We start from the raw sequence: 12,191 nt of genomic DNA on the forward strand, positions 1-12,191 counted from the left end.
TAAATGCTTTCAAAAATTCCGGTTGTAACCCCCGATCATTCAAATATCGTTCAATATCAGAAGCTGTTAACGAATTAATAAAATTTTTAACATGCAACTGGTTTACCTGATAATGGCTCTTTATTGGTTACTTAACTACTCCGGATAAGATTTTGCATTATCTTCCGCGATTCCATAAAAAAAATTTTCAAACCAGGTATGAAAAAACTTGTTATTGTTCTGATTATCTCTCTTTTAGTTTGCAATGTATCTTATAGTCAGCCCGACCGATGGCAGCAAAGGGTTAAATATGTGATGAATGTAGACGTTGATGTAACCACCAACAGATTTACCGGAAAGCAGCAACTTGAATACACCAATAATTCACCGGATACTTTAAAAAAGGTTTTTTATCATCTTTATTGGAATGCTTTCCAACCCGGTAGCATGATGGATGTAAGGAGCCGTGAACTCGGAAAGCTGGGTCGCGGAGACTGGGATCCCAGGGTCAGGGACAGAATCTCCAGGCTCACTGAAACTGAGATCGGATATCAAAAAGTCCTTTCTTTAAAGATGAATGGTGTCGCCCAGGATTATGTGATGCGTGAAACGATCCTTGAAGTCAGACTTACGCGCCCGATCCTTCCAAAATCAAAAGTCACTTTCGAAATGGAGTTTGAATCGCAGGTGCCCGTGCAGATCAGGAGAAGTGGCCGGGATGCAGCCAACGGGGTACGTTATTCGATGAGCCAATGGTATCCCAAGCTGTGTGAATATGATTACGAAGGGTGGCATCCCACGCCGTATGTAGCACGTGAGTTCTATGGCGTGTGGGGCGACTATGATGTTAAGATAAATATTGATAAAACGTATATACTCGGTGGAACCGGGTACCTGCAGAACCCTGCCCAGATTGGCTATGGTTATGAAAGCCCGGGAACAAAAGTGGTGAGGCCGGCGGGTAACAAAATGACCTGGCATTTCGTAGCGCCTAATGTACATGATTTCATGTGGGCCGCGGATCCGGAATACAGGCATCTGTCTAAAAATGTTCCAAATGGTCCAACCCTTCATGTATTCTACAATCGCGATGAAAATTTTCTTAAAGAACAGTTCGAAAAATTAAGCGCAGCCCGCAAAAACGAACTTGGTAATGATTTCAACAAATACCTGGAGTCTGTCGACAAGCAGTGGCAGGATGTACTTGATGCAGCAAATACAGCGTTGCCATTTATCGAAAAAAACTTTGGAGAGTATCCATATAAACAATATTCGTTTATGCATGGGGGTGATGGTGGTATGGAGTATCCCATGGCTACATTGGTTTCCGGACCAGGAATTGGCCTGGCCTTCCACGAATGGATGCATAGCTGGTACCAGATGATCCTGGCTTCGAACGAATCATTATATGCATGGATGGATGAAGGGTTCGCCGATTTTGCCACAAACCGTGTACAGGCTTTTTACCGTGAAAACGTATTGATGAAGCGAGCCGCTAATAATCCTGCGTACCTGAAAACGCTGGATTCAACTTCAAAACTTCTCCCGAAATATGACAGGGCCAGTTATTTATCCTATATGAACCTCGCCAAAAGTGGCATAGAGGAGCCACTAACAACGCATGCAGATCATTTCAATTTAAACGCAGCTTACGGTGCCGCCGCATATTCGAAAGGTTGTGTATTTATTGCCCAGCTCGGTTATATCACCGGCGATGCCGTAAGGGATAAAATTTTGCTGGAATATTACAGGTTATGGCGATTTAAACATCCGAATGCCAATGATTTTATAAGGGTCGCTGAAAATGTCAGTGGGCTTAAACTTGACTGGTACAAAGAGTATTTTGTAAACAGCACCAAGACCATCGATTATGGAATTGACAGTCTTTGGGAAGAAGGCGGAAAATCAAAAATACGGTTGAAGATGATAGGCAAGATGCCCATGCCAATCGACCTGGTGATCAATTATAAAGATGGTACCCAGGAGCTGGCATATATACCTACCTACCTGGCTTTCGGCGAAAAGCCCATAGAGGACGAAAAAATGCCACGCAAGGTGTTTCAGCCATGGCGCTGGACTCACCTCACCTATGTAGTGGAACTGCCGAGAAAATTATCTGAAATGAAGGTTATAGAGATTGATCCTTCTCAAAGGATGGCTGACCTGGAAAGGCGCAACAACAAACTGGAGATTCCATTTTAAAGGAGATAATATAAACAAGCTAAAAGTAAAATGGCTGCCCGATAAGGAGGTAGCCATTTTTTTTTTCACGATCGGGATAAGCTTAATGATTTAAGGTATTCGCGGGGCAGCCATTTCAAAGATACCGAAGGGACCTTTACCGCGAATACCACGAAGTGGTAAGATTTTACGATCACTATGTTAAAGGGTAGACACCAAAAGATGTCTTCCGGTTGCTGATCAATCAACGACCGAAAAACTTGTTGATCGCTTCTACCCGGTTATTGACATGAAGCTTCTCGTAGATATGGTAGACATGTTTACGGACTGTCTCCTGGCTGATGAACAACTGGCCAGCTATCTCCTTGTAAAGAAGGCCTTTCGCCAGGAGTTCAAGAATTTCTTTTTCCCTGGGTGAGAGAGAGTTCAGATCCGGGCTTCTCGTGGCAGAGGCCTCGGGAGTTCGCAGCTGAAACGCATTCACTACTTTCCTGGCAATCTGGCTGCTCATCGGTGCCCCGCCCTGTTGCAACTCACTGATTGCTTCAAGTAACCGGTGGGGAGCAGTTTTTTTTACGATGTAACCGTTTGCGCCCGCACTAAGTGCTTCAAATATTTTTTCATCATCTTCATATACCGTACACATCATGAACAGTATTTCGGGGTAACTGGACTTCAGTTTTCTGACCACCTGTATCCCATTTTCTCCTTCACCAAGGTCTATATCCATCAGCACTATATCAGGCTGGATCAAGGGAATATGAAGCAATGCTTCCTCGGCGGACCGACAACTCCCAACAAGGTTATAACCTTCGGACATTGAAATAATTTGTTCCAATGCCGAGCGGATATCCTTGTTATCATCTACAATACACACATTAATATCCATGTCCGCAAATGTCCTCATTTTCAGTTAGTCTTTCACTACCACTTTGTGGTAATCTCTAAGAGTATACATTTAACGGATTAACCATCAAAGCGGTACATACACAATAAATTTTTCACGGAAGAATTCTTCCTGAAATATCTGGTGGATCTCCATTATTCTCGGCCGTGACCTTGTCTGAGAAATTTCATCGGCCAGGTCGCCCCCTTTCAGACAAATAAGACCGTTTGGTACAGCCAGGTCTTCTTCGGATTTCCGCTCAACCGGTTTTCGCTTTCTCAAAAGCGGAGTCGACCACCGGATCAGATCATTTAACGGAGCAACTGCCCTTGAAACCGCAACATCAAATTTCCGGTTTTTGATATCTTCTGCACGGGTATGCTGTGCCGTGAGATTTTTCAGGCCAATGTTTGCCGCAATATCTTCGACCACTTTAATTTTTTTTCCAATACTGTCTACCAGGTGGAAGCGGACATCGGGAAAAAATATAGCAAGTGGTATTCCGGGAAAGCCACCACCCGTTCCAATGTCAATTACCTCCATTCCATTCAGCAGATCGAAGCTTGCCGCTATACTTAATGAATGGAGCACATGTTTTTCATAAAGGGCATCAATGTCCTTTCTGGATATTACGTTCACCTTGGAGTTCCAATCAGTATACAAAGCACCAAGGGCGGTAAACTGTTCTATCTGCCTGGAATCAAAGTCCGCAAAATATTTTGTGATCAGTTCCATGTTTTCTTTGGCTTTTTCCATATCGCCGGTGCAAAGATGATATAATAAAAAAACATCCAGATATCGAGTAGCCACCACCATGCAAACAGATCCTTTTCGTCAAGGCGTTTCATGGCTTTGTTATAGATGATAGCCTGTGATATAAACCGGAGGCCAAACACACCGAGGGAAATTTTCCAATCAAAAAAAATGATGCTTAATACCATCAGCGGATAAAACAGGAAATGAGAAAAAGTATAAAGCCCAAGCAGAAACTTATGCGATGTTTTGTAAAACTTAGCCGTTGAAAAATGCCTGTTCTTCTGCTGTGTCCATTCAGCCCAGTTTTTTCTGGGTTCAGAAAGTGTGAATGCTTCCGGATCAATCACCACGCGGGTATTTGTCCTGGTCGCGACCTTATTCACAAACAGATCGTCATCCCCGCCCGGCACATGGTTCAATGAGGAGAAACCTTTGTTGTTCAGAAACAAACCTTTTTTATACGACAGATTTCTTCCGACTCCCATATAAGGTACGCCTGCAATTGCGTATGATAAATATTGTATGGCAGTATGAAACGTTTCGAAGCGGATCAGGCGGTTCAGCATGCCGGGCTTTTTATGATAGGCTCCATAACCGAGCACCACTTCGATACCATCTGTAAATCCATCCTGCATTTTTTGTAACCAGAATTCACTGGCAGGAACACAGTCAGCATCGGTCAGCAAAATGATTTCATGTTTTGCTTCCTTGATGCCGATGGATAAGGGATATTTTTTTCCAGGGATCCCTTTTGCTTCCTGTTCAAGATTAACAAGATGGAGTCCTTTGAAAGTCTTTTTAAATTCTTCGAGCAAGTAGCGCGTTTCGTCCTGGCTATTATGATTGATGACAATTACCTCATGTGTGGATGGATAAGTTTGTACCAATACTCCCGGAAAATTCTTAACCAGGTTATTTGCTTCATCGCGCGCACAAATGATAATACTGACCGGATGTTGTTGTGACTTTTCTTTGGTATGTTCCTTGTAGAAAGCGAGGTGCCTGAAAAAAAACCAGTAGTAAAATAATTGAATTAAAGTGATTGTGCAGAATATATAGAAAACGATTGCCCACCAGTTCGTGTTTCTTAGCAATTCCATCATGTCCATACGGGGAGTTTAGAGGGGCGGTTTAGCCGCAGTCCGCGAAATTAAGGAATTGTGATGGTATCGCTGGAAAGCTTCCGCATTTCTTACTTACTTTTGCTGCCGTTTTTCACCAGTTATTGCAGCGTGTAAGCAATATCTTAAACCGGAATCGGCAGCGCATGGCATCTTTAGCATTTGAAATTCAGACCGGCGATACTTCAACCAATGCCAGGGCAGGCACAATCACAACGGACCATGGCCAGATTCAGACGCCCATATTTATGCCTGTCGGTACTGCAGGAAGTGTTAAGGCAGTGACACAGCAACAACTTATCGAAGATGTAAAATCACAGATCATTCTTGGTAATACCTATCACCTTTATCTCCGGCCGGGCTTATCTGTAATGGAGCAGGCCGGGGGGCTGCATAAATTTAATGGCTTCAGCAGGCCGATTCTTACGGATAGTGGTGGCTACCAGGTGTTTTCGCTGGCGGGCACCCGTAAGATCACCGAGGAAGGAGTGATATTCCAATCACATATCGATGGTTCAAAACACCTGTTCACACCAGAGTATGTCATGGACATACAGCGTATAATAGGGGCCGACATGATCATGGCATTTGACGAATGTCCCCCATACCCGAGCGAGTATGATTACGCCTCCAAATCAATGCACCTGACACACCGCTGGCTTGACAGATGCTTCGAACGATTCAACAGTACACCTGACAAGTATGGATACTCGCAAAACCTGTTGCCAATAGTACAGGGCAGTAGTTTCCCGGAACTTAGAAAACAATCGTGCGAATTTATCAGTTCGAAAAATGCCGTTGCTAATGCTATCGGGGGGTTAAGTGTCGGTGAACCCCAGGAGATAATGTATGATCTCTGTAATCTGTGTTGCGAAAATCTGCCTTATGATAAACCGCGCTACCTGATGGGCGTTGGTACACCATGGAACATCCTGGAATGTATCGGTATGGGCATAGACATGTTTGATTGCGTTATGCCTACCCGCAACGGTCGTAATGGCATGTTATTTACTTCCAATGGAATCATAAACATAGACAATAAGAAATGGGAGAATGATTTTACTCCTATCGATGAAGGAATTGATTGTCATGTGAGCAATTTCTATTCAAAGGCATATCTGAGGCATCTTGTGAAATCAAAAGAGATCCTCGGGCTGACTATTGCAAGTGTGCATAACCTTGCATTCTATATGCACCTCGTAACCGAAGCACGGAAAAAAATTGTCGAGGGTTCTTTTAAATCATGGAAGACCGAAATGGTTTCGCGATTGCAGCAGCGTTTGTAAGCTGCTGTTCTTTTATTGGTTACCCGTCGTTTTTCTCCGGTTAGTCACCGTCATTTCTTTTGCGCAAACAACCACGGCAGCAATTCCGGTTCATCAAATGCATTGTTCCAGCTATTGTGGGCCACACCCCGATATTCGGTATACCTGACCTTCGCCCCGGCTTGCTTTAATGCATTTACCATCAGCCTCGAATTGCCCACTTTAACCGTAGGATCCTTATCACCATGAAACACCCATATGGGAAATCCTTTGGCGTAGGTCGACACTTTTTCGGGATTTCCGCCTCCACAAATGGCAAAGGCCGCTGCAAAAAATCCCGGTTTGCGCCAGAGTAATTCGAAAGTTCCCATTCCCCCCATAGACAGGCCACCAAGGTAGATCCGGTTTTTATCTACGTTGGTCCCGGAAGCCAGCGAATCCATTAGTTTACTGACGAGGTCAAGCGTTTTTCCTACCGGAACATTTCCGGGAAAAACCAATCTTCCAAGGGAATCATCTCCCTTAAAATTTAGCGAGATCCTCGCCCAGAAGTCAGTGAAAGGACATTGGGGGAAGATGACAATTGCCGGAAATGATTTCCGGTTTGCAGCATCCGCAAAAAAATTCCCGCCGTGTTTCAGTTGACTCTCATTGGTATTCCCTCTTTCTCCTGCGCCATGCAGAAAGAGAACGACCGGATACTTAACCAGCGGTGTGTAGTTTTCCGGGTACATGATGCGGTACTGTAAAACAGCGCTATCCCTTATAAAGGTCCTTTTCTCATAAACTCCATTTTCCTGCGCTTCCAAATTAATCAACGACATAAATCCAACCAGGAACAACAAAACTTTTTGCATGAACGAAAGATAATTATTTAATAGCGATATGATGAAAAGGTCAAGTTAAAAATTAAAGCTAAACTGTTGATTATTCAGCTATAATAATGAATAATCGTGATATTTGCAGATGATCAAAAAGCTCGATTGGTACATTCTCAAAAAGTTTTTATCTACTACCATTTTCATGGTATTGATCTTTTCGCTTATTTCTGTGGTGATTGATACGAGCGAAAAAACCGACGAGTTTGTTAAATCCGGGCTTTCAGCGTACACCATTCTTACTGAGTACTATGCCGGCTTTGTGCCATTTATCATCTCCATGATATTCCCGCTGATGGTATTCATTGCGGTGATACTCTTTACTTCGAAAATGGCCGGCAGGTCAGAGATCATCGCGATCCTGGCGGGCGGCGTCAGTTTTAACCGGGTGCTGCGCTCATACCTGATAGGGGCGTTGATTCTTGGCGGAAGTTTCTGGCTGGCAAATCAGTACCTGATTCCTCGCGCCAATGTTCTCCGTGGAAATTTCCAGGCCCGGTATATCGACTCTGAAAGTTCTTACGAAAAGCAGGAGTATTACAAAAAAAGAAGAGACTATTACTACCGGCTCAATGCTGATACTTATGCCGGCATGCGTAATTATGATTCCAGCACAAAAACAGCCAGGAGTGGGTTTTTTATGGAAACGATTAAAGATGGCCAGGTAGTGTATAATCTCAGGGCAGACAATATAAGATGGGATACTGCGAAACAGAACTGGCAGATGACGAATGTAGTGGAACGTAAGCTTGACGGTTTGAAGGAAGAAATCAGTCATGCGGAATCAAGGAACATAAATCTTTCGATGCGTCCGGAAGAAATTGAGGATAAGTATCTTAAGGATAAAATGACCACCCCGAAGCTAATGTCTTTTATCAGGGCAGAAGAAATCAAAGGTACCGAGGGGTTGAATAACTATAAAGTTGAACGCTACCGGCGCGACGCTACACCATTTTCAGTGGTTCTCTTAACGATCATGGGAGCAATCATAGCTGCGAAAAAGACCAGGGGCGGAAGCGGGCTTCACCTGGCGGTGGGAATCGTGATCGCTGCCCTTTTCGTGGTAATGGATAAGTTCTCACTGACCTTTTCGACAAAAAGTAATTTTTCGCCTTTACTTGCGGCGTGGATGCCGAACATAATCTTCGGGTTCGTTACGGCCTATATTTACCGCCGGGCCCAGAAATAAAATTGCCTCCGCAGCTTGTTCCTTTGAGGTTTTGGCCGGTATTAAAAACTTCCCCTTTTGCTGTACAGTAAATTAAATTATCATTTCTCCAAGTTAAACCGGATTGATAGTTCCCTTGTTTTGTTTTAACTTTAAGCGCCTTAGCGACAGGCGAGTATGTGTGTTCTGAATTAGTAAGGCTATAATTACGATTGTTTATCAATATATATAATCAGAATATAATGGGAATACTTAAAGATCGGTTCAGGGAGAAAGCAACAGCTTCAGCTGAGGAAATTAAAGCACTTCTCAAAGAACATGGCCACAAAAAAATCGGTGAGGTTCAACTATCACAGATTTACCAGGGAATGCGCGGTATCACTGGTCTTGTATCCGAAACTTCATTGCTTGATTCCAAAGAAGGTATTCGTTTCAGGGGATATTCTATTCCGGAATTGCAGGATAAACTTCCAAAAGCCAAAGGTGGAACAGAACCGCTGCCGGAAGGATTATTTTACCTGATGCTGATCGGTGAACTGCCGACTGAAGAAGATGTCAATCATGTAACATCCATACTTCAGCGAAGGTCGCATGTGCCCAAACATGTTTTTGATGTGATTGATGCATTTCCGATTGAGTCGCATCCCATGACGATGTTTGTGAGTGCGATCATGGCCCTGCAGACTGAAAGCAATTTTGCCAAGCAGTATGCAGAAGGGATGAATAAAAAAGATTACTGGATTGCAGCTTTTGATGATAGTCTTGACCTGATCGCCCGGTTGCCAAGGGTTGCTGCGTATATATACAGGAGAAAATACAAGAAGGACCAGCATATTCAGCCAAACGGATTATTGGACTGGGCCGGAAACCTGGCGCATATGCTTGGATATAACGATGAAAGTTTTAAGGAACTGATGCGTTTGTATATGACCATCCATGCCGATCATGAAGGCGGTAACGTTTCGGCGCATACCACTCACCTCGTAGGTTCAGCCTTAAGCGATCCATACCTTTCACTGGCAGCTGGCATGAACGGGCTGGCGGGACCATTACACGGACTTGCAAACCAGGAAGTGATCAAGTGGATTTTTGAACTGAGAGAGAAGCTTAAAACCGAGTCCCCTACAAAAGAACAGATTGCGAGCTATGTACAGGAAACCCTGAAAGAAGGAAAGGTAGTACCTGGATACGGGCACGCGGTGTTGAGAAAGACGGACCCGCGCTTTACGGCACAGATGGAATTTGGAAAGAAACACATGCCCGATGATCCACTGGTGCAAACGGTCTGGAACGTGTATGAGGTGGTGCCGCCGATCCTTGAATCATTGGGAAAGGTGAAAAACCCGTGGCCCAATGTCGACGCGCACAGCGGAGCATTGCTGGTTCATTACGGAATGATTGAATATGATTTCTATACAGTGCTTTTTGGTGTCAGCCGTTCACTGGGAGTTCTTGCCAGCCTGATCTGGGACAGGGCACTTGGTTTTGCTATCGAGCGGCCAAAATCTGTAACTACAGAGCTCGTCAAAAAATGGATCAAGGGAGAAGATGTGATCTGGGGTGATTAGGATCCGGAGACGAGTAAGCTTCGTTATTAAAGTAACTGAAAGATAAACCCTGTCAACTGACGGGGTTTTTCTTTGAACCGGTATGTATCATGCTACGGCTTAAATTTCTGCGGATTGCCGCCAAACTTCCAAAGGGCTTTTTCTTTTGGTCAAATATCTTAGCAGGTATATATTTGCAATCCTTATCAGCCTTAGGGGGATTAGCTCATCTGGTAGAGCGCAAGCATGGCATGTTTGAGGTGACCGGTTCGATCCCGGTATCCTCCACTAAAACGGTCAATTTCCATTGTAGAAATTGACCGTTTGTATTTTGAGGTTGATGATAATCGTATGGTGTCGAATGTGTACATGGTTGAATGCCACAACCCCGGAGTTTATTTTACCGGTTGATGTTGCATCAGTTTATTAATATATGCACCAACAACTGAAAAAGGAAGATTTTCTACCAGGTACGCGTGCCGGTTTCCAGAATTGGTCCAGCTATTTGTACCATCATCGTTCACCACCATCGCACCCTGTTGAAGTTTATACCACGGTGAATAACCTTTTATGCCTACCAATACCGCCGTCTGATCCCAGCTCATTCTGCCGGCCGAATCCTGTTTTGAAAGCGGAATTGAAATGCGGTAAACATCTTTGACAGGGCTGTTCGTGATTGCCTTGTTGTTAACCAGCGGCAGACCTGTTTTTATTTTTTGCCCGATTTCGAAACCACTTAAAAGGATCCTGGACGGCCATCTTTCAAATACGAGTTTAGCTGCCGGGGCATCTTCCCGGACATTGAATTCATTTCCTGAAGGAAATTTACCGGCCATGCTGACCAGTAACTTTACTTTCCGGCGAACAAGTTCCGTACCCGGATACGGCGAGTACTTGTCCCCGTTAGATTGTAACAGTCCGGCAAGATTGGTAAAAAAGCCAACCGTGACAATCGTGACGGAATTGTCTGGCCGGGATGCAAGAATTTTCCTGTATAACTCCACTGCTTCCATGGCCTCTTCATTCGATCTGATACTATGTGGATACTTCGCTACCAACGTATCGGACCAATGTTGTGTATCACGTTGCTCAATTGCTTTTCCCCTGGGAACACCGATCGGTAGCCCCGGCCTGTTGAAATAAGTGTTGAAGATATTGAGCACCGGTACCACTCCCGGATATTTTGTACTCGCTATTGTTGCAAGAATATTTACCTGGCCGGAATCGGCCAGTGCATGTAGCAGGGCTATGGCGCCTACATCATCATAATCCGGACCCATATCAGTATCAAAAATGAGTGGCGTTTTTTCCTGGGCCGAAACAGTGGAAATGCTGAACATCAACAATAAACAGGTCAGGTACTTCATTACAAAATGTTGCATAAGGTATTTTAATTGGTTTGTTGCCATGACACAGAGCCAGGGTAAATTACCATTAAGATAGAATTTATGCTAAACTCATAATCCATTAATTTGTGAAATATTATCTCCTGGCACATTAACAGAGACTTTATGCAACAACAGGGATCTACATCGTGGCGGGAAAAACTTCATTCGATCATCTACGAATCTGCTACGCCAGCGGGCAAGGCCTTTGATGTCACCTTGTTGTTCCTCATCGTGGCAAGCGTCCTCGTCGTGATGCTTGACAGCGTTCAGTCACTCCACAGCCGCTATGGCAATTTTTTTCTGACCATGGAGTGGGGCTTTACCATTTTATTTACTGTTGAGTTTATATTAAGACTGATCTGTATCAGAAAACCTTTTCGATTTGTATTTAGTTTTTTCGGGATTATTGATATTCTTTCTATCCTGCCAACCTACCTGGGATTGTTTTATGCCGGTGCGCAGACATTACTTGTGGTGAGGGCGCTGCGGTTGCTCCGGGTGTTCCGGATCTTCAAGCTTATGCATTATGTGAACGAAATGCAATTCCTGGTCCAGGCCGTAAAGGGCAGTCTCCGAAAAATCAGCATTTTCATGATGATGGTTTTTACTACCGTTATTGTACTTGGCTCCGTAATGTACCTCGTTGAAGGCGGTGAAAATGGTTTTACCAGTATACCGGACAGTATTTACTGGGCAATTGTAACCATCACTACTGTGGGCTATGGTGATATTTCGCCGGTGACCCCATTAGGGAAATTTGTAGCAAGTGTGATTATGTTGATGGGCTATGGAATTATTGCTGTGCCCACCGGCATTATTACCACTGAAATGGCTATTGCAGCCCGTAGTAAACGCCATAGCACAGATGCTTGTCCGCACTGCGGCCGGGAAGGGCACGATGAGGACGCTGTTCATTGTAAATTTTGCGGTGCAAAGTTATAAGATCGTAATCTCTTGTTTTCCGGGGTAACACCTACCGTATTTCGTTTATATTGCGTTGATTTTTTTAATAGAACGTACGG

The 12,191-nt window shown here is 44.1% G+C and carries 10 protein-coding genes and 1 tRNA gene; 6 read left to right on the plus strand and 5 right to left on the minus strand.

What is annotated here, in order from left to right; genetic code table 11:
* Window positions 1-198 precede the first annotated feature (198 nt).
* On the plus strand, window positions 199-2,181 hold the full coding sequence (locus ACX0G7_RS04970; RefSeq protein ID WP_458922327.1) for a M1 family metallopeptidase: 1,983 nt from the start codon (window positions 199-201) through the stop codon (window positions 2,179-2,181).
* A 223-nt stretch (window positions 2,182-2,404) separates the two neighbouring features.
* Here the strand turns inward: ACX0G7_RS04970 and ACX0G7_RS04975 are convergent, their stop codons facing one another.
* From ACX0G7_RS04975 to ACX0G7_RS04985, 3 genes are all read right to left on the minus strand, one after another.
* Entirely contained in the window at window positions 2,405-3,067 is a 663-nt protein-coding gene (locus ACX0G7_RS04975; RefSeq protein ID WP_458922328.1) for a response regulator, read from the minus strand.
* Between the two features lie 66 nt (window positions 3,068-3,133).
* The gene (rsmG, locus tag ACX0G7_RS04980) at window positions 3,134-3,802 is read right to left on the minus strand and encodes a 16S rRNA (guanine(527)-N(7))-methyltransferase RsmG (RefSeq protein ID WP_458922329.1); all 669 of its coding nucleotides are present in this window, start codon (window positions 3,800-3,802) and stop codon (window positions 3,134-3,136) included.
* Window positions 3,772-4,911, minus strand: coding sequence for a glycosyltransferase (locus ACX0G7_RS04985; protein ID WP_458922330.1), 1,140 nt, complete (start codon window positions 4,909-4,911; stop codon window positions 3,772-3,774). The genes rsmG and ACX0G7_RS04985 overlap by 31 nt, the downstream gene beginning before the upstream one ends.
* A gap of 158 nt (window positions 4,912-5,069) precedes the next feature.
* Between ACX0G7_RS04985 and tgt the strand changes: the two genes are divergently transcribed.
* Complete coding sequence (tgt, locus tag ACX0G7_RS04990; protein WP_458922331.1) at window positions 5,070-6,209, plus strand: tRNA guanosine(34) transglycosylase Tgt; 1,140 nt, start codon at window positions 5,070-5,072, stop codon at window positions 6,207-6,209.
* A 50-nt stretch (window positions 6,210-6,259) separates the two neighbouring features.
* Here the strand turns inward: tgt and ACX0G7_RS04995 are convergent, their stop codons facing one another.
* Window positions 6,260-7,045, minus strand: a complete 786-nt coding sequence (locus ACX0G7_RS04995) for a carboxylesterase family protein (RefSeq protein WP_458922332.1) — start codon at window positions 7,043-7,045, stop codon at window positions 6,260-6,262.
* Between the two features lie 109 nt (window positions 7,046-7,154).
* On the opposite strand from ACX0G7_RS04995, the gene ACX0G7_RS05000 reads away from it, so the two are divergent.
* From ACX0G7_RS05000 to ACX0G7_RS05010, 3 genes are all read left to right on the plus strand, one after another.
* Window positions 7,155-8,255: an LptF/LptG family permease gene (locus tag ACX0G7_RS05000; RefSeq protein ID WP_458922333.1), complete on the plus strand. Its 1,101-nt coding sequence runs from the start codon at window positions 7,155-7,157 to the stop codon at window positions 8,253-8,255.
* A gap of 221 nt (window positions 8,256-8,476) precedes the next feature.
* Entirely contained in the window at window positions 8,477-9,802 is a 1,326-nt protein-coding gene (locus ACX0G7_RS05005) for a citrate (Si)-synthase, eukaryotic (protein ID WP_458922334.1), read from the plus strand.
* A 194-nt stretch (window positions 9,803-9,996) separates the two neighbouring features.
* A tRNA-Ala gene (locus ACX0G7_RS05010) sits at window positions 9,997-10,069 on the plus strand.
* A gap of 107 nt (window positions 10,070-10,176) precedes the next feature.
* Here ACX0G7_RS05010 and ACX0G7_RS05015 read toward each other — a convergent pair.
* Window positions 10,177-11,163 carry a nucleoside hydrolase gene (locus tag ACX0G7_RS05015; protein ID WP_458922335.1) on the minus strand — a complete coding sequence of 329 codons (987 nt, stop codon included), beginning with the start codon at window positions 11,161-11,163 and terminating at the stop codon, window positions 10,177-10,179.
* A gap of 129 nt (window positions 11,164-11,292) precedes the next feature.
* Between ACX0G7_RS05015 and ACX0G7_RS05020 the strand changes: the two genes are divergently transcribed.
* Complete coding sequence (locus ACX0G7_RS05020; RefSeq protein ID WP_458922336.1) at window positions 11,293-12,111, plus strand: ion transporter; 819 nt, start codon at window positions 11,293-11,295, stop codon at window positions 12,109-12,111.
* Window positions 12,112-12,191: the final 80 nt, after the last annotated feature.

This window comes from Flavitalea antarctica (genome assembly GCF_054461535.1).